Annotated in this window: 19 protein-coding genes; 9 read left to right on the forward strand and 10 right to left on the reverse strand. The window is 69.5% G+C overall.

The features are described 5' to 3' along the window. Position 1 precedes the first annotated feature (1 nt). The 7 genes from rplX to rplV are packed head-to-tail and all read right to left on the reverse strand — an operon-like array spanning position 2 to position 2731. Positions 2–319 (reverse strand): 50S ribosomal protein L24, encoded by a 318-nt coding sequence (gene rplX / locus WME95_RS43450; protein ID WP_272102121.1) that lies wholly within the window; start codon positions 317–319, stop codon positions 2–4. Then, positions 319–687 carry a 50S ribosomal protein L14 gene (gene rplN / locus WME95_RS43455; RefSeq protein WP_012240562.1) on the reverse strand — a complete coding sequence of 123 codons (369 nt, stop codon included), beginning with the start codon at positions 685–687 and terminating at the stop codon, positions 319–321. The genes rplX and rplN overlap by 1 nt, the downstream gene beginning before the upstream one ends. Positions 688–691: 4 nt before the next feature. Next, positions 692–991 carry a 30S ribosomal protein S17 gene (gene rpsQ, locus WME95_RS43460; protein WP_272102908.1) on the reverse strand — a complete coding sequence of 100 codons (300 nt, stop codon included), beginning with the start codon at positions 989–991 and terminating at the stop codon, positions 692–694. A gap of 53 nt (positions 992–1044) precedes the next feature. Next, entirely contained in the window at positions 1045–1248 is a 204-nt protein-coding gene (gene rpmC, locus WME95_RS43465; RefSeq protein WP_437482390.1) for a 50S ribosomal protein L29, read from the reverse strand. Positions 1249–1256: 8 nt separating this feature from the next. After that, positions 1257–1670, reverse strand: coding sequence for a 50S ribosomal protein L16 (rplP, locus tag WME95_RS43470; RefSeq protein ID WP_012240565.1), 414 nt, complete (start codon positions 1668–1670; stop codon positions 1257–1259). A 12-nt stretch (positions 1671–1682) separates the two neighbouring features. After that, on the reverse strand, positions 1683–2375 hold the full coding sequence (rpsC, locus tag WME95_RS43475; protein WP_061609597.1) for a 30S ribosomal protein S3: 693 nt from the start codon (positions 2373–2375) through the stop codon (positions 1683–1685). Positions 2376–2392: 17 nt separating this feature from the next. Continuing rightward, the gene (gene rplV, locus WME95_RS43480; protein ID WP_012240567.1) at positions 2393–2731 is read right to left on the reverse strand and encodes a 50S ribosomal protein L22; all 339 of its coding nucleotides are present in this window, start codon (positions 2729–2731) and stop codon (positions 2393–2395) included. A 630-nt stretch (positions 2732–3361) separates the two neighbouring features. Between rplV and WME95_RS43485 the strand changes: the two genes are divergently transcribed. The 3 genes from WME95_RS43485 (at position 3362) to WME95_RS43495 (ending at position 7098) form a co-directional block, all read left to right on the forward strand. Next, positions 3362–4090 carry a hypothetical protein gene (locus WME95_RS43485; protein WP_437911090.1) on the forward strand — a complete coding sequence of 243 codons (729 nt, stop codon included), beginning with the start codon at positions 3362–3364 and terminating at the stop codon, positions 4088–4090. 322 nt (positions 4091–4412) lie between these two features. Then, on the forward strand, positions 4413–5309 hold the full coding sequence (locus WME95_RS43490; protein ID WP_437905107.1) for an SUMF1/EgtB/PvdO family nonheme iron enzyme: 897 nt from the start codon (positions 4413–4415) through the stop codon (positions 5307–5309). A 355-nt stretch (positions 5310–5664) separates the two neighbouring features. Continuing rightward, positions 5665–7098 (forward strand): hypothetical protein, encoded by a 1434-nt coding sequence (locus WME95_RS43495; RefSeq protein WP_437905108.1) that lies wholly within the window; start codon positions 5665–5667, stop codon positions 7096–7098. A gap of 92 nt (positions 7099–7190) precedes the next feature. On the opposite strand, the gene WME95_RS43500 is transcribed toward WME95_RS43495, so the two are convergent. Beyond that, positions 7191–7766 carry a hypothetical protein gene (locus tag WME95_RS43500; RefSeq protein WP_437546540.1) on the reverse strand — a complete coding sequence of 192 codons (576 nt, stop codon included), beginning with the start codon at positions 7764–7766 and terminating at the stop codon, positions 7191–7193. 1058 nt (positions 7767–8824) lie between these two features. Between WME95_RS43500 and WME95_RS43505 the strand changes: the two genes are divergently transcribed. Both WME95_RS43505 and WME95_RS43510 read left to right on the forward strand, forming a co-directional pair. Next, positions 8825–9490, forward strand: a complete 666-nt coding sequence (locus WME95_RS43505) for a class I SAM-dependent methyltransferase (protein ID WP_437905109.1) — start codon at positions 8825–8827, stop codon at positions 9488–9490. An 89-nt stretch (positions 9491–9579) separates the two neighbouring features. After that, positions 9580–10203 (forward strand): hypothetical protein, encoded by a 624-nt coding sequence (locus WME95_RS43510; protein ID WP_437546543.1) that lies wholly within the window; start codon positions 9580–9582, stop codon positions 10201–10203. 55 nt (positions 10204–10258) lie between these two features. On the opposite strand, the gene WME95_RS43515 is transcribed toward WME95_RS43510, so the two are convergent. Further along, positions 10259–11371 (reverse strand): PhoH family protein, encoded by a 1113-nt coding sequence (locus tag WME95_RS43515; protein ID WP_437546545.1) that lies wholly within the window; start codon positions 11369–11371, stop codon positions 10259–10261. Positions 11372–11886: 515 nt separating this feature from the next. On the opposite strand from WME95_RS43515, the gene WME95_RS43520 reads away from it, so the two are divergent. The 4 genes from WME95_RS43520 to WME95_RS43535 all read left to right on the forward strand — a co-directional run bounded on the left by WME95_RS43520 (position 11887) and on the right by WME95_RS43535 (position 16031). Next, positions 11887–13329, forward strand: coding sequence for a porin (locus tag WME95_RS43520; RefSeq protein ID WP_437905110.1), 1443 nt, complete (start codon positions 11887–11889; stop codon positions 13327–13329). 181 nt (positions 13330–13510) lie between these two features. Further along, the gene (locus WME95_RS43525) at positions 13511–14794 is read left to right on the forward strand and encodes a penicillin-binding transpeptidase domain-containing protein (protein ID WP_437905111.1); all 1284 of its coding nucleotides are present in this window, start codon (positions 13511–13513) and stop codon (positions 14792–14794) included. Positions 14795–15229: 435 nt separating this feature from the next. Then, positions 15230–15526, forward strand: a complete 297-nt coding sequence (locus tag WME95_RS43530) for a hypothetical protein (protein ID WP_437546551.1) — start codon at positions 15230–15232, stop codon at positions 15524–15526. A gap of 325 nt (positions 15527–15851) precedes the next feature. After that, positions 15852–16031 (forward strand): hypothetical protein, encoded by a 180-nt coding sequence (locus WME95_RS43535; protein ID WP_437546553.1) that lies wholly within the window; start codon positions 15852–15854, stop codon positions 16029–16031. 160 nt (positions 16032–16191) lie between these two features. Here WME95_RS43535 and WME95_RS43540 read toward each other — a convergent pair whose 3' ends face one another. Continuing rightward, the gene (locus WME95_RS43540) at positions 16192–16713 is read right to left on the reverse strand and encodes a hypothetical protein (protein ID WP_437905112.1); all 522 of its coding nucleotides are present in this window, start codon (positions 16711–16713) and stop codon (positions 16192–16194) included. Between the last annotated feature and the right edge of the window lie 58 nt (positions 16714–16771).

Here is a 16771-nt window from a genome sequence, read left to right on the forward strand (position 1 = left end):
GCTAGCCCACACCGATCGCGCTGCCGCTCTTGCCGACGCGCGTCTTCTTGCCGTCCTCACCGACGCGGACCTTCACGCGCGTCGGCTTGCCCGTCGCCGGATCGACCGGCATGACATTCGAGGCGTGAATCGGCGCCTCCTTGGTGATCTTCCCACCCTCCTGGTTGCGAGGCGTGGGCCGCTGGTGGCGGGTCACCGTGTTCAGGCCTTCCACGACCACGCGATCCTCGTCAGCGAGGATCTTGGTGATCCGGCCCTGCTTCCCCTCCTCCTTGCCGCTGATGACCTGCACGAGGTCACCGACCCTGAGGCGCTTCATCAGAGGACCTCCGGAGCGAGAGAGATGATCTTCATGAACTTCTTCGCGCGGAGCTCACGAGCGACCGGCCCGAAGATACGGGTACCGATCGGCTCCTTCTCCTTGTTGATCAGGACCGCGCTGTTCCCGTCGAACTTGATGTAGCTGCCGTCCGAGCGCTGGTACTCCCGGGCGGTGCGGACGACGACGGCGCGCGCCGTCTCGCCCTTCTTCACCTTGGTGCCCGGCAACGCCTCCTTGATCGAGACGACGATGACGTCGCCGAGGGCGGCGTACTTGCGGCGCGAGCCGCCGAGCACCTTGATGCACTTCACGATTCGGGCGCCGGAGTTGTCCGCGACCTCGAGATGCGTCGACACCTGGATCATGGCGCTACTCCTCCACCGGGCGGGCAACGAGCTTGGTCACGAGCCACCGCTTGTCGCGGGAGATCGGCCTGTGCTCCGTGATCTCGACGCGATCGCCCACCTTGTACTGGTTCGTCTCGTCGTGCGCCTTGTAGCGCTCCCGCTGACGGACGTACTTCTTGTACACAGGGTCGAGCGCGTTCCGGATGACCTCGACGGTGACCGTCTTGTTCATCTTGTCGCTGGTCACCTTGCCGACCAGCTTGCGCCGGAAGCCGTGCGCCTTCGCCTCGGTCTCGGCCTGCGCAGGCGCCGCGGCTGCCAGCTCGGGCGCCGCAGCGGCCGGCTGCTGGGTCTCTGCCTTCTTCTTCGCCATGGCTACGCCTTCTCCTCGGCGCGCGTGCGCTGCGTGAGGATCGTCTTCACCCGCGCGAGATCCCGCTTCGCCTTGCGGATCGTCGCCGTGTCGTTCAGCCGATTCGTGAAATTCTTGAACCGCGCCTCGAACAGGCCCGCCGCCAGAGACTTCTCGAGCTCGCGCAGGTGCTCGGTGGTGCGTTCACGCAAATCCTTCGCCTTCATCGCCTACCTCACGTCAGCCCGCGGGCGAGGAACTTGCACTGCATCGGGAGCTTGTGCGACGCGAGGCGGAACGCCTCCTTCGCAGTCTCCTCGCTCACGCCGCTGATCTCGTACATCACGCGGCCCGGCTGCACGAGCGCGCACCACTCCTCGGGCGCGCCCTTGCCCCCACCCATGCGGACCTCGAGCGGCTTCTTCGTCACCGGGCGGTCCGGGAAGATGCGGATCCAGAGCTTGCCCGCGCGCTTCACGTGCCGCTGGATCGCCATACGAGCCGCCTCGATCTGCCGCGAGGTGACGCGGGCAGGCTCGACGCACTGGAGCGCAAAGTCGCCGAAGGAGACGTCGCTGCCCGTCATGGCGAGGCCGCGGTTGTTCCCCTTCTGCATCTTGCGGAACTTGGTTCGCTTCGGAGACAGCATTCTGCAATCCCTCTACTGGATCCGGCGCGCCTTACGCTGCAGGACCTCGCCCTTGAACATCCAGACCTTCACGCCGATGATGCCGACCTTCGTCTTCGCCTCGGCCAGGCCGAACTCGATGTCGGCGCGGAGCGTGTGCAGCGGCACCCGGCCCTCGCGGTAGGTCTCGACGCGGCTCATCTCGCTGCCACCGAGCCTGCCGGCGCAGCGCACGCGGATGCCCTTCGCGCCGAACTTCATCGCGGTGGCCACCGCCTTCTTCATCGCCCGGCGGAACGCGATCCGGCGCTCGAGCTGCGTCGCGATGTTCTCGGCGACGAGCTGCGCGTTGGTCTCGGCCTTCCGGACCTCCTGCACGTCGATGAACACCTCGTTGTCGGTGAACGACGACACGCCGGGGAAGAGCGTCTCACCCTTCGACGCGGTGCCGACGTTCCCGCTCTTCAGCGTCTCGATGCCCTTGCCGCCCTTGCCGATCACCATGCCGGGGCGGGCGGTGAAGACGATCACCTTCGCGCGGTTGGCGGCGCGCTCGATCTCCACGCCGGCGATGTTGGCGTTGTAGAGGTACTGCTTGATCGCGCGCTTGATGCGGATGTCCTGGTGGAGCCACTTCTGATACGCAGCGCCGTCCTCGTACCACTTGCTGCTCCACGTCTTGATGACACCGACGCGGAAGCCATACGGATGGGTCTTTTGTCCCATATCGGCAGGTCCTCTACTTACTTTCTCTCGTCGACTTCGATGACGATGTGCGACACGCCCTTGGTGATCCGGGTCGCACGGCCCATCGCGCGCGGCCGCCAGCGGCGGTTGAACTTGTTCGGCCCCTTGTCGACGGTGGCCTTGCTGATGAAGAGCGCGTCGATGTCCGCGCCCGCCTGCTGGGCGTTCGCGACCGCGCTCTCGATGATCTTCCGCAGGACGGGGGCTCCGCTCTTCTGCGTGAACGAGAGCAGCTGGATCGCCTCGTCCGCGTCGCGACCTCGAACGAGATCGGCGATCATGCGAGCCTTGCGCGGGGCGATCCGCGAAAACATCGCACTGGCTTTGCTTACCATTCGAGACACCTCGCGACACCGGCGGGCGGAGTGACTCCGTACCGGGTTTCGGTTCACTGCGAACCGGTTGCACCGTCGTACGCTTCCGGTCCCAGCCCGACGTCCATCGACGTGGGCCCCCTTCGCGTCACCGGGGGGGTTCCCGCGGCGGCCGAAGGGGCGGAGCTGGGATCGAAGCGCCGTTACGGCTCTTCTACTGGGAGACCGGGAGGACACCCGATCGCCCGGGAAAACGGAGCGCGGTGATTACCAGCGGGAGGGGCGGTACGCAAGCGCGATCCTTCCGCTCCCTTTCAGTTTGTTTCGCGCGTCCCCGCGGGCTGAGCAGCTTTTCAGATCCTCCTGAACGGACGTCGGGGGGCTCCGGGCGTGCCGAGCCTGGTGCCCGGGCAGACGGACGGACGAACACGAGGCTGAAATCTGTTCTTGACACTGACGAAATGCAGCTGAAACAAGCTGTCGACGGCGGCCTGAGCCGTCGACGGCGGAGGTGCACCCCCGGAGCGTCGACGTCGGACGGCTGGACCAGGCCGAAGAGCAGGATTGCGAGGGGAATAGGGGAGCCCCAGGTTCAGTCGAACGCACCAGGCCGTGGAACTCTTCCCTGACATTGTAGGAGGCAACGTGACCATGCTTGCTCGCCATCGCCATTCTTTCCTCGCGCTTACCTTCATCTTGCCCGCCATCTACACCGGCTGCGTCGTGACCACGGAGGACACCGACAACGAGGTGGACCAGACGGTCGGCCCCGGCGTCACCCACGGGTCCACGAGCAGCGGCGGCGACGGCGGCGACGGCGGCCAGGGCGGCACCGGCGGCCAGGGCGGCACCGGCGGCGACGGCGGCACCGGCGGCGACGGCGGCCAGGGCGGCACCGGCGGCAGCGACGCCTGCATCGAGGCGTCGGACGGCAACCTCACGGTCGCGGCCTGCGACGAGCTCAACATCTCGCCTGCGCAGGGGGCGACGAGCCAGTGCGGCGCGAACCGCGACGAGGACCCGATCGGCTACGGGCTCTGCAAGCACGGCTTCGCCGTCTTCTCCCCGGGTCACGCCGCGGACCTCGTGGACTGCCTGAGCGACATCGGCGTGGAGCGGGCGTGCGATGTGGATCCCGTTCAAGCGTGCATGAACCGCACGTACGCCAACGCGTGCCCGCACCAGGCCGACGAGATCTGCGACACCATCTCCGACTTCTGCGACGCCGGCACGTTCGACACCGCCAAGTGCGCGGCTCAGATGAACCCCCTCAACCGAGATGCAGCGGACGATCTCGTCGCGTGCATGAACGACAACCCGAATGTCTCCTGCCAGGAGGCTTACGACGCATGCTACGAGGAGATCATGGCCTTCGACTGACCCGGCCGCCGCCACGGGTGCACGGCCTGCGCGCCCACCGTGCGCGCTCTGCTCTCGCCGTTCTTTTCCCCTGGCATTCGACGCACACCAGATGACCTCTGGGCCTCTCACCAGCCCACACCCACCTTAGCGCCCCGGCGCGCGCACCCTCTCATGTAGGCCCGTTCGGGGAGCCCCCGAGCGCGGTATTCGGTTGCAAAAAAGATCGCGGGAAGGGATCCTCGGCTCCTCCGTGGCCAAGGACTCCTCCCGCCCGCGCCTGGCAGCCTCCGTTCCGCGATCGTCGGGGGCGCGTCCATTCCGCGGTGGAGCGCTGCTCGGCGTGCTCGTCGCGTCGGCCGGCTGTGCTCCGGGGTCGACGACAGCGGAGCAGATCACGCCGCGCCTGATGGTGCGCGCCTCGCTCGAGGGCACCGCCGCCGTCCCGACGGAAAGGCGCATCAAGGCCAAGGAGAGCGCGCTCGCTGCCGTCAAGGACAGCGCAACGCTCGCCTCGGGGATGGAGTCCGAGATCGGCGCCATCCCGATGTCCTCCTCGACGGCCAGCGCGCGCTGCCCCGCGGAGATGTCCCTCGTCGACGATCGCGTGTGCGTCGACCGCTGGGAGGGCGCGCTGGTCGAGGTGACGCCCAGCGGTGAGCGCCCCTGGTCGCCCTACGATCCGATTGACGGGAACGAGCGCCGCGTCCGCGCCGTGTCCTGGCAGGGGGTCATCCCCCAGGGCTACATCAGCGGGCGGCAGGCCAAGATGGCGTGCGCGGCCTCGGGCAAGCGCCTGTGCACCTCGGAGGAGTGGGTGACCGCCTGCCGAGGGCCGGACGACACGACGTTTCCCTACGGCGCGCTCCGCCAGCAGGCCGTGTGCAACGATGACGAGCGACGGGTTCACCCCGTCGCCGAGATCGCCGCGCTGCTCGACATCAAGCCCGAGGAGCGCTGGACGACGGCGATGAACAACCCGCTCATCAACCAGCTGTCCCAGGCGCTGCTCCCGACGGGCGAGCGCGCGGGATGCACCAACGCCTACGGCGTGTTCGACATGGTAGGCAACCTCCACGAGTGGGTCGATGATCCGAGCGGCACCTTCCGTGGCGGCTATTTCATGGACACGACGCGCAACGGCGAGGGCTGCAAATATGCCACGACCGCCCACTCCTTCGGCTACCACGACTACTCGACGGGCTTCCGGTGCTGCATGGATCCGGAGCAGGCCGACTAGTGCTGGCCGCGCGGCGTGCGGCCGGCAGGATAGCGGGGGCGCAGGTTGGTGTGATACGGGCTCAGCCGCTAGGCAGACGAGTAAGGCGTACGAAGGTACGCCGCAACGAGCCGAACGACGCAGATGAGCCTGGAGCGCGCGAACCCGCACCCCGCTATGGGGCAGACGCGAATCGAACGCGGAGCTCGGGGCGATGCAGCGGGGAGACAGGGCGGTCGCCGCGCGCGCATCTCGCCGTGACGCCACGGGCGCTTCGACAAGACGGCTCGGGCGCGACGCGAGCGAGCGTGCGAGTCGTGGAGGAGCCAGGGCCGACGCGCAGCAAGCCAGGGCGACACCAGCGAAGAGATTGCCGATGCCCGACTCCATAGTGAGCGCGCCCACGCGGCGCCGCGCCGCCGCGACCGCCCTTGCCGCCCTGACGGCCCTCCTGGCGCTCGGTTGCGGGAAGAAGGAAAAGGCAGCGCCCATCACCGTCCCGCCGCCCCCGGGCGCGGCGTCCTCGGATGAGCTCACCACCGCCATTGGCCAGGCGCGTGGCATCGATTCGGCGCTCGCGCCGTCGTCGACCCGATGGCGACGGGCGTTCGTGCTCGATGAGCGGCGAGCCGTGGTGACAGGAGAGGTCGAGAACGAGGCGATCGCGCTCGTGACCGAGAACGCCGGCCGGACCTGGCGATCTCTGCGGCGCGTCCGCGAGGGGTGGTCGACCTGGTCGGTCGGCGGAGACGGCGCCACGGTGCTCACCACCGGTCCGCGTGGCCCGGCTCTCCCGACGGAGACACGCGGGAATCGAGGGACGCCGTCCGCGCTGGACCCGCCGAGTCTCTTCTTCGCTCCGTTCGAGGCGACCGACCTCTCGGCGCCTTCACCGGTCACGCTTCCAGCGCTGAGCCGCGGAGCGCGGCCGCTGGTGAACGCTGTGCCCGCGGTGCTCTCCGCCGAGAGCGCCGCGCTGCTCGTGGAGCCCAAGCCTCGGCACGCGACCCTCGTCTATGCGGGGCCGGCGGGCGCCGAGCCGGTGCCTCCCGTCCCGCTCCCCACGCAGGAACAAGCGCTGCCCGTGCCTTATGGCCGCCCACCGATGCTCCTGTCGGTGCGCGGGCGCAGCCTCCTCGTGCGGCCCGTCCCCGCGCCGGGGAAGCCGCTCGACGCACCGAAGAGCGTCGAGGGACTCGTGATGAGCCCAGCGGCCATCGCCGCGCTCTCCACGACACCAGCATGCGACTTCGCCGGCTGGTCGATCCAGCTCGTTCCTCAGCCGCCCGACAAGACCGCCGTGGTCGCCGTCTCCGCTGCCCAGACAGCCGTGCTGAAGCTCCCGGCGAAAGCCCCGCCCGGAGCGTCGGTCGGCTGCGCGGCCGATCGGATCATGGTCGAAGTCATGACGCCCACAACCGGAGAGCCCACGCTCGCTACGTGCACCCTCCAAGGCACCTGCGTCATCGCCGAGAAGCCGCCCTTTCGACCCTGGTTGGAGCCGCATGAACGGTCTATCGCCCTGGCGCCCACACGCGAAGGCGTCACCGCAGTGCTGACCTCCCGCGCGGCAGCGCGATGGGGGCTCCATATCGCGATCGCGCAACCGCCGGAGGTGGGCAAGCTCTACGACGTCCCCAGGGTAATCGGCGAAGCCACGGGCGAGCGCGGCCGTATCGAGCTAGGAGCCCTCCTCTCGTTCGGAAATCGACTCTTGATGCTCCTCCAAGCGGATGTCACCGGGACATCGCGCCGCGGCTGGTACGTCGTGGCCTCCGATGATGGCGGGCTCACCTGGAGCCCGCCATGAGCTCCGTCTCGAACGGGATAGTCATTCCAAACGCAGCGCGTCAGCACAGCTTGCATCCCATCTGATGCTGACGTGCGCGGTGGTCCCCAGACCTACTTCGGAGGAGCGGCAGCCGGAGCGACGCGCTTGCGCCCCTTGACGCTCGGCTTCTTCACGACAGGCGCAGGCCCAGCCGCGGTCTTGCGCGCGTTCGCGCTCGCCTGCTCGGCGGTCTTCGCGTCGCCTGCATAGCGGGCGAAGCGACGGTCGCCACCTTGGAAAATCCGCTTCTCCAGCTTCAGCTCCTTCAGCGCGGCGGCGGCGCGGGTCTGCGGGATACCCGCCTGCTTCGCCACCTCGCTCGCGCTGACGCCAGAGCTCGCTTTGACGACGCGCTCGACGGCATCCAGCGTCTCCTGACGCTCCGCCGAGGCGGCCGGCGACTTGCGCGGGCGACCAGGCCGACGCTTCGGCGCGGCGCCGCGCTTGGCCGCGACGGAAGACGTTTTGGACTGGACCGCTCCAGCAGCGCGGGCGCGCGCGCGGCCGCGGCGCGGCGCCGCAGGAGGAACCAACGGCGCTTCCCCTGTCACGGCGCCCAGCTGATTCTTGACGAGCGCGAGGATCGCCTCGTCCGGCATTTTCCGCACGAGGTTTACAATCTGCTGTGAAAAGGCGTCCGTTGCCATGTGCTCTCCCTCGTCGCCGAATCCAGCTCGGCGGTTGGATACGACTATGCCGTTGCCACTTGCCTGGTCAAGCGAATTGAGGATAGCGGACCGTCTTTTCTTTCAATAGGCGCTGCGGGCGGGCTCAATCGGAGAGCTCATTGGACGGGACGGCCCCGAACGGCTGGGCTGCTTTGCTCGACAGGCGCCGAGCGATGAAACCCCCGCCAGCGTCGATTGATGGCCGAGACCCCTCCCCCGCGCGGGACGGCCCCTGGCCGCGCCAATCCTCACTCGGCCCCCTTGACGATGCACCGCGGCATTGCGTGTCTCGGGTGCTCAGGTCTGGGCAGGTAAGCACCGTCCGAGAACCGAGCAACCCCGCGCCGCGGGGCCGCGCCCGTCACGGGCGGCAATGCGGGCACGCGCACATCCGCGAGGTGCAGCGACCCGACGCGAGCCTCGCCAGCCCCAATCATTGAAGCGCCTCACGCAGGGTGCGACCGCCTGGCGACCACACACATGCGGCCGGCGCGTGGCTACATTGCACGCCCCGGGCGCACGACTGACCTATGCGGAGGCCTGATAGGATGCCCCGCTCGACAGGTGGGGCGCAGCACGGACGCTTCGCTATGAGCGCCGGCGGGCCGGGACTCCGGGTCGAGCTCTCTGGCCGACATCCGCTCATCACGCCGGGGATTGCGCGGACCCACGCTGACCGCCCGATCGCGCGCCAACCCGCCGAGCTCTTCGAAATGACGACTCTGCGCCGGTCCCGTCGCCGGAGGCGCGCTCGGGCCGCGCAGCGCCGCTCTCAACATCACGCGCGCGGCCGCCGCCCGCGGCTCCAGCTGGGTAGGCGCCTGAAGGCCGTCGTGTCCGGCGGACCGGTGTGCACGCGCGGCTGGAGCCGGCCCGCTCCGCCTCGACTTCTTCAAACGCCTTCCTGTCCATATCTACATCTACGACGCCCAGGACCCACCCCGCCCCCGCTCGACCTCCGTCCGACCGGCTGCCGAGATTGACCAGCCGCCGACAATCGGTTGACACGCGCGTCGGCCGCGGAGAAGGATGCGCGCATGTCGCTGGTGCGCGTGCTCGAGCCAGAGGTCATGGATACCGACGAGGACGCGCTGGCCTACGACAGCATGGATCACGCCGCCGTGAACACGGCGTTCTGCGACGCGCTCCTCTCCCACAACCCCGGTCTCGCATACGCCCTCGACGTCGGCACAGGGACGTGCCTGTTGCCCATCGAGCTTTGCAAGCGCGCCCCCGCCGCGCGGATCAAGGCGATCGATCTCTCCGCGGCGATGCTCGAACTCGGGCGCCGCCATGTCGAGCAGGCCGGGCTCACCGAGGCCATCGCGCTCGCGCTCGTGGATGCCAAGGCGCTGCCTGAACCGGATGAGACGTTTTCAGCCGTGCTCTCGAACAGCATCGTCCACCACGTCCCGGAGCCAGCGCAGGTGCTGCGCGAGATGCTCCGCGTCCTCCAGCCCGGGGGGCTCCTGTTCGTGCGGGACCTGGTCCGTCCGGAAGACGAGGCGTCGATCGCCGCCCTCGTCGACACGTACGCAGCGAACGACACCGCGTACCAGCGAGCCCTCTTCGACGCGTCGCTGCGCGCGGCGCTCTCGCTCGACGAGGTGCGTGAGGTGCTGCGCTCGCTCCGGATTCCCCCCGAATGCGCGCAGATGACGAGCGACCGGCACTGGACCCTCGCGTTCCGCAGGGCCTCCTGAGCCCAAGGCGCCGCGCGCTCGTCCGGGCCGCGGCGCGGGCACGTCAAATCGACGCGACGGCCAGCCCGGCTCGTAATAAAAGCGTCCACGTGAACGCCACCGGAACACGAGCTCGCCGGGCGCGCGGCGTTGCCCCCGCGCTCTTTCTGTCCTTCGCCGTCGTCCTCGCGGCATGCGAGGAGGGCCCGCCTCGCCCGAGCGAGCCGGAGCGGCCCGCGCCCCCGCCGCCTCAGCCGAGCGCGCAGCTCGCGCCGCCCGCGGCCGGCTCGGCCGCAGCAGAGCCCCCGAGCGCAGGCGCGCCGGGCGACGCGGGCGAGCCGAAGGGCACGCCCGCATGGCAAGGGACATGGGAGGGGCGCTACGACGCCAAGAAAGGCAGCGTCGTGATGCCCCCGAAGGTCAAGGACGCCGCGCGCCAGAAGGACGACGGGAAGCAGGTCACCGGCCCTGGGACGGTGACGCTGACCATCGAGCCGAGCGGTGAGCTGAAGGGCGCCGCGAAGGGAGCGCTTGGCGACGCGACGCTCGTGGGAAAGGTCGAGGACGGCATGGTCCGCGCCTCGGTCTTCCCCGACGATCCGCGCGCGCCGAACGCGATGACCGGCGTCCTGGTCGGCGAGCTGAAGGAGAACGTCATCCACGGCAGGATCCGGGTGACCGGGCCCGATGCCCTCCTGGTGCGCGAGTCCCCGATCGAGCTGAAGAAGAAATGATCAGCGCAGCCGGGCGAGACGTCGACGCCGACGCCTCGCCCGGCGGCGTCGCGCGTCAGCTCGCCGCGCCGGCTCCTCCCGGCTCGCCTGCTGGCGCGCGGCCCTGCGGCTCCTGCGGTGCAGCCCCGGCCTCTCCCGCTGCGCCGCCGCGCGCGCCGCCGCGACCCGCCTCCGCCCGCCGCTCCTCGCGCTGGCGCGCCACCTCGGCGTCCCGTTGCTCGTACGCGACGATGATCCGCTGCACGAGCGGGTGGCGCACGACGTCGACCTCGGTGAACGAGCAGATCGCAATCCCCTCGATCCCCGCGAGCAGCTCGCGCGCCTCCGCGAGGCCGCTGCGCGCGCCGTGCGGGAGATCGACCTGCGTGACGTCGCCCGTCACCACGGCGCGGGAGGCGTAGCCGAGGCGGGTGAGGAACATGCGCATCTGGTCGCTCGTCGCGTTCTGCGCCTCGTCGAGGATGACGAAGCAATCGTTGAGCGTGCGGCCACGCATGAAGGCCAGCGGCGCGACCTCGATCTGACCGCGCGTCACGAGGCCTTGTGCCTTGTCCGCATCCATCATGTCATGGAGCGCGTCGTAGAGCGGGCGCAGGTAAGGATTCACCTTCTCGGCGAGATCGCCGGGGAGGAAGCCGAGCCGCTCTCCCGCCTCGACGGCAGGACGGGTCAGGATGATCCGCTTCACGCGGCGCTCGAGCAGCGCGTGCACCGCCATGGCCATCGCGAGGTAGGTCTTGCCCGTCCCCGCCGGCCCGATGCCGAACGTCATGTCGTGCGATCGGATCGCCTGGATGTAGCGCTTCTGCGCCAGCCCCTTCGCCGAGATAGGCCGGCGGCGCGCCGAGATGAGGACGACGTCCTCGAACAGATCCCGCAAGGTCATCCCCGGGTCGTCCCGGAGCGCCTGCACTCCGCGCACGTAGTCCTGGGGATCGAGGACCACGCCGCTCCTCAACATCTGCGCGGCCTCTGCCAGGCACCGCTCGGCGAGCGCGACCTTGTCGGCGTCCCCGGCGAGCCGGATCGTGTTGCCTCGAACGCCCGACTCGATGCCAAGAGTGCGCGCGATGAGCTTGAGATGCTCGTTCCCCGGCCCGGCGAGGGCCACCAAGGTGCTGTTGTCGAGCACCTCGACATCCGCCGTGATCCGCACGCTGGTCGTCATCCCGTGATCCTTCCCCGCCTCTGCCCCGGCGCTCCGTCGCCGGCACGTGCCGCCACTCCATGAGCAGGACCTTGACGCGGCCCACCTCTCACTCGAACGTCGCGCTCGCTCGCCGTATGGCCTACACAGAATCGTAACGTCCTGGTCATAATTTCGCGTCGCAGTGCATGCGAGATCCGGCGAGCGGGCGAGCCGCACACAGGGAGAACTGCATGAGGTTAGCTACATCGGCGCTGCTGGGCATGACTGTTACGCTGTCGGGCCTTTCGGCGCTAGCACAGCCTGGACCCCAGGGCCCAGCGCAACCTGCCCCGCCGCCGCCTCCGGCCGCTGCCCCGGCGGCTCCTGTTGGCGCGGTTCCGCCCGCTGCCGCTGCCGCCCCGACGCCCGCTCCGACGCCCGACGCGGCGCCGCCCGCAGAGCAGCTGCCGCCGCCTCCTCCTGGAGCGGCACCGGCCACCGCGCCGCCGCCGCCACCTGCGCAGGTGTTCGCGCCGACCGCCGAAACTGCGGTCGTGAAGGAGCAGCAACCGCTCGCCGGCTGGCACGGCGGCTTCTTCCTCCGGGACGCCAACGACACCTTCCGGCTGTACCCGAAGGGGCGGCTGCAGCTCGACTTCGTCAGCAGCTTCGGCAGCGGGGTCTCGGATGTGAAGGCGGCGGACGGAGGGAACGCGTTGCAGCCGCGCTTCTTCGCCCGTCGCGCCCGGCTGGAGTTCGACGGCGAGTTCCTGAAGCGCTGGTCGTTCAAGCTCGACGTCGACTTCGGCGGCCAGGCGCTCGGGAATGCCAACGGCAAGACCGAGGTATCCGCGGCGTCGGCGGGCGCTGAGCCGACGGCCGAGACCGCGCGCTTCGCCGCTGTCCAGAGCACGAGCGCGAGCGCCTCGCTCGCCGACGTCTGGATCAACTACTCCGTCATGCCGGCGCTGAACTTCATGCTCGGCCAGTTCAACTCCCCCTTCGGGATGGAGATCCAGTCGAGCAGCAACGCCATCACGTTCATGGAGCGCAACATCGCGATGCGGAGCTTCGCCCACCCCGAGGGCAAGAGCATCGGGCTGATGGCGTGGGGCGACGTCGCCGACAAGATGTTCTTCTACGGGCTCAGCGTGGTCGCCGGTGACGGCCAGAACCGGCCGGGCGTCGACGGCAATGTCGATTTCATCGGCCGCGTGTTCGCGCGCCCGTTCGCCGGCGACAAGAAGGGGCTGCTCGCCAAGGCGCAGATCGGCCTCAGCGCGCAGCACGGGGAGCGCGACCAGGACTACGTGGGCTACGACTACGCGCCCATCAGGACCGGGCACGGCTACACGCTCTGGAGCGGCGGCTACAAGGATTCGCTCGGGCGGCAGATCCACGTCATCCCGTCGAGCACGCAGAACGCGATCGGCGGCGAGCTCCGGCTGCCGATCAAGATGGTCGAGCTCCGCGCCGAGGCGTATTACCTCGCGAACAACACCCGCGAGGCCGTGGAGGGCTATCAGCTCGCGAACACCGAGCGGCTCGGCCAGGTGAAGGGCCTCGGCTGGTACGTGCAGCTCTCTGCATGGCCCCTGGGCGACGCCTTCGTCACCGGCGACCCGGGGTACAGCCCGCGCCCCGCGAAGGTCGATCTGACGAAGGAGCCCGAGAAGCCGAAGTCGGGGCTCGAGGTAGCGGCGCTGCTCGCGGGGATCAATGCGACGTACGACGGCGCGTCCCGGGACGGCGCGTACGACGAGAACACGCCGGGCGCCGAGGGCGGTCCGGGCACCGACCTCAACGTCATGCAGGTCGGCCTCGCCGCCAACTACTGGCACACGAAGAACGTGCGGCTCAGCGTGAATTACAACGCGTACCTGACGCCGGGCAGCGGCTCCGAGGAGAACCTCCTCCGGGTGCCGGGCAACACCTTGAAGCGGGCCGACGCGCACGCGCTGCACGAGCTCGGCGCCCGGGTCGGCCTGTCCTTCTAGCCCCCCGCGCCCCCTCCCCGCGCGGCGCGGAGCCCCAGCCGCGCCCTCGTTCATTTGCCCTCCAACGAAGCGCGCCGGCGGGATTCCCTGCCGCGCACATCCCGCGGCGCGGCGTGCCCGCCGGCGAGGTCGCGCGCCTCAATTTTGGCCCAGGACAGCGCGGCGGGGTACCCGTCGGGCCATGCGCGACATGCGTCAGTGGATCGCCGTCGGTGCAGCCGTGGGGCTCGTGGCCGTGACCCTCCCCATGCTGCGCGAGCACGACGTCCAGCTCGGGGGGCTGCTCGCCAAGAAGACGACCGCCGGGGGCCCGACGATCACGCGGACCGTGACGCCGCCGCCGCTCACGGATCTCGATCTGACGCGCATCGACGACCGGAAGACCCCGCCCACGGCGCCGGCGCACGGCGACCGCGTCGCGGAGCTGACCATCGACCCGATGTACCAGCGGGCGGCGCTCGGCTTCCTGCGGGCAGGCCAAGTCCCGGAGGGCGCGGTCGTCATGACCGATATCCGCACCGGGAAGGTGCTGGTCTGGGCGAGCTACGTGAACGAGGGGGCGATGCACGACGTCGCTGCAGAGGCCACCGCGCCGTCGGCGAGCGTCTTCAAGGTCGTGACCGGCACCGCGCTCGTCGAGGCGGGCCTGAGCCCGAACACCAAGCAGTGTTATTCGGGCGGCGAGCACTCGATCCGGCCGGCAGACATGGTCGACAACAAGCGCCGCGACAAGTACTGCGCGACGCTCGCGCAGGCGATGGGCCGGAGCATCAACACGGTGTTCGCGCGGCTCGCCGCGAAGAACCTCGACCGCGAGAAGCTCGGCGCCGTGGCCGAGAAGCTCGGCTGGGGTCAGGACACGCCGTTCGACGTGAAGGTCGCGACGAGCACGATCGCGCTCCCGGAAGACGATCTCGGCTTCGCGCGGACCGCGGCGGGCTTCTGGAACACGACGCTGTCGCCGTTCCAGGGAGCAAACCTGGCGACCACGCTCGCCAATGGCGGCGAGATGATCCGGCTCCACGTCGTGTCGAGCGTCAAGGACGAGATCGGCGACATCTACCAGGGCCCGAGCGAGCGCCAGGTGCTCAAGCGGGTGATGGACGAGAGCACGGCCAACGCGGTGACCGCGATGATGGAGGCGACGGTCGATAACGGCACGAGCTACCGTTCGTTCCATGATCGCAACGGCCGCGCCTACCTCCCGGATATCCGCGTCGCGGGCAAGACGGGGACGCTCACGAAGCCGACGCCCGAGGGGCCCTTCTACACCTGGTTCGTCGGGTTCGCGCCGAGCCGCAAGCCCGAGGTCGCCATCTCCGTGATGGTCGCCAACGGCGCGAAATGGCGGGTGAAGGCGACGAACGTCGCATGCGACATGCTCCGCACCTACTTCGCTGACAAGGGCGCGCCCGGCGTGAGCGATCCGAACAACCGGACAGGCTCGACAGCGCTCCGCCGCTGACGCGGTGCCGACGAGCCGACGAGCCGCAGCGCGCCAGGCCGATCGCCGCCGCGCTGCGCAGATGCACCTGAACGCGGCGCCGTGCCCCCGGCGAGGTCCCCTCGGCCGACGACGCCAGCGCATTGTCGGCCCGTCAGGAAGACCACCGCGCAGCCTTCACGAGGCCTCCGCAAAGCCGAAATCGTTCGTCGTGATTTCCGCCCTCACCAGGATCCGGCGATGACGGTGCGTCACGGACCGGTGTGCCTGCCTGGTGGCCGGCAGGTGTGCAGGCTCAACGTACGCGCCGCGACGGGCGATCGATTCATGGAAACTTTCCGCCCGGGGGGCGACCCCTCCCGCCGGCTCGCCGTCCGCGGCGCGAAGGTCCGGACCGCTCCGATGCAGCCGGACACCCTGGGCCAGGGTGGGACCTAGTTGCGAGAGGCGCTGCTTGTGCAGCTTGTGCTCGGCCGAGATCCGCGTGCTAGCATCTCTGTTGTGCAGGTTGTGCTCCGCAAGCTCGGCCGGGGATCACGCGCAGTCGTTGGCCGGCTCGTCCGTGCACCACGGAAAGGCTCGGTCATCGTCATCGAGTTCTCCGACGGAATGCATGAATATGTCACGACGCCGGTCAAGCGCGTGTTGCGCCTCGCGGGGCGCGAAGTCTTCTACATAGAGACCGTGAACTCCCGGTACCGCCTCGAGGTGCGCGGCCGCGAGGTCGCGCTGGACGGCGCGGTCGGCGGCTGAGCCCTGCCAGGTGCGGCCCAGGCGGCTCAGATCCTTCGGATCCTTCAGAACGAGCGCGCGCCTCTGATGTGACCGGGCGCCTCTGACGTGACCGCGCGGGGAGGCGGAGGTCAACGCCTCATGGCGGCGCGATGCACTGCACACTCGTCTAGCACGAGAACTGCATCTCCGCGCGCATTGCCCCTTGCGCTTCCATTCGCTCTTGGGCAGAGTCCCGCTCCCTTTGAGGGGCCCCGCGGTAGGCCATCCACCGGTGCAGGATGGGGCTCGCCTGGCGAGCTGTCGTCATGATGCCGCGCCCCCGACCGTGAGGAGATTGAAGCAGATGGGCAAGCGCGATCGCCGCCAGTCGATGAAGATGAGGCGCCGCAAGGCGCAGGCTGCCAAGAAGGAGCGCGCCAAGCGCAGCAAGCTGGCGAAGGCCCCGGCAGAGGTCGCTGGCAAGGCCAAGAAGCCCCGCGCTCCCAAGAGCGCCGCTCCTGCGAGCCCTTCGCCGGCTTCTTGATCGGGTGCCGTGCGTGGTCGATCGACCGCGCACCACGCGCCACCCGTCGCATCGCCGCGCTGTTGCGATCCCGTCGCTCACCGAGGCCGCTAACGTCGGCGTTGTGCTCGGCCCGGCGCGCCCCGCGGCGTGCGGCCGCGCACCTCGTCAGCGGCGTCGCTCACTCGTCGCGAATCACACGCGTGTGGAGGCTCAGGCCGGGCTGCCGACCCATGTCGGTCGCGCTCGCCGAATCGCCAGCCCCATTCTGCGTGGGCTGGGGCTCCTTGGGCGGGGGCTCGCCGAGGAGCCCAGTGTCGCCCTCCCTTCGCTCCTCGCCGATAAGCTCCCAGTGGCCCCGTTCGTCGCGCCAGCGCTGCGCCACCCGGGTGCTGCGAACGGTGGCCTCGTCGTTCCGCAGCCAGAGGACGTCGAGGTAGACCTCGGCTTCCTCGCGCTGGGTCATCTCGAAGCCGCCGAACTCCACGTCGACGACCCGGAGGCGGGTGCCCCACCCGGCGTGACGATTCATGAAATCCTGGCGCGCGTTCGAGCCGACGCGCTCGAGCGCGACATCCATGCGGCCGAACCGGGCAGCCGTGTTCATCTCGAGCGCCGCTTCGGTGAGGCGCTGGGACGTGCTCGGGGCGATGCCGCAGCTGGCGAGGTGCAAGAGGCTCAGGGCGAGGAGGACGCGGCGCATGCCGAGCACCCTGGGCGAAGGGGTCGGCGCGGGCAAAATTTCCAGCAGGCGCGCGGCG

Origin of the sequence: Sorangium sp. So ce327 (assembly GCF_051530205.1) — a bacterium.
In the GTDB taxonomy this organism is placed as follows: domain Bacteria; phylum Myxococcota_A; class Polyangia; order Polyangiales; family Polyangiaceae; genus Sorangium; species Sorangium cellulosum_B.

Excerpts from the sequence above, each read along its gene's own strand:
- rpsC (WP_061609597.1), bottom strand. The coding sequence starts at position 2,375 with ATGGGACAAAAGACCCATCCGTATGGCTTCCGCGTCGGTGTCATCAAG.
- WME95_RS43485 (WP_437911090.1), top strand. The coding sequence starts at position 3,362 with ATGCTTGCTCGCCATCGCCATTCTTTCCTCGCGCTTACCTTCATCTTG.
- rpmC (WP_437482390.1), bottom strand. The coding sequence starts at position 1,248 with ATGAAGGCGAAGGATTTGCGTGAACGCACCACCGAGCACCTGCGCGAG.
- rplP (WP_012240565.1), bottom strand. The coding sequence starts at position 1,670 with ATGCTGTCTCCGAAGCGAACCAAGTTCCGCAAGATGCAGAAGGGGAAC.
- WME95_RS43535 (WP_437546553.1), top strand. The coding sequence starts at position 15,852 with ATGGGCAAGCGCGATCGCCGCCAGTCGATGAAGATGAGGCGCCGCAAG.
- rplN (WP_012240562.1), bottom strand. The coding sequence starts at position 687 with ATGATCCAGGTGTCGACGCATCTCGAGGTCGCGGACAACTCCGGCGCC.
- WME95_RS43540 (WP_437905112.1), bottom strand. The coding sequence starts at position 16,713 with ATGCGCCGCGTCCTCCTCGCCCTGAGCCTCTTGCACCTCGCCAGCTGC.
- WME95_RS43500 (WP_437546540.1), bottom strand. The coding sequence starts at position 7,766 with ATGGCAACGGACGCCTTTTCACAGCAGATTGTAAACCTCGTGCGGAAA.
- WME95_RS43505 (WP_437905109.1), top strand. The coding sequence starts at position 8,825 with ATGTCGCTGGTGCGCGTGCTCGAGCCAGAGGTCATGGATACCGACGAG.
- WME95_RS43525 (WP_437905111.1), top strand. The coding sequence starts at position 13,511 with ATGCGCGACATGCGTCAGTGGATCGCCGTCGGTGCAGCCGTGGGGCTC.
- rplX (WP_272102121.1), bottom strand. The coding sequence starts at position 319 with ATGAAGCGCCTCAGGGTCGGTGACCTCGTGCAGGTCATCAGCGGCAAG.
- rplV (WP_012240567.1), bottom strand. The coding sequence starts at position 2,731 with ATGGTAAGCAAAGCCAGTGCGATGTTTTCGCGGATCGCCCCGCGCAAG.
- WME95_RS43515 (WP_437546545.1), bottom strand. The coding sequence starts at position 11,371 with ATGACGACCAGCGTGCGGATCACGGCGGATGTCGAGGTGCTCGACAAC.
- WME95_RS43495 (WP_437905108.1), top strand. The coding sequence starts at position 5,665 with ATGCCCGACTCCATAGTGAGCGCGCCCACGCGGCGCCGCGCCGCCGCG.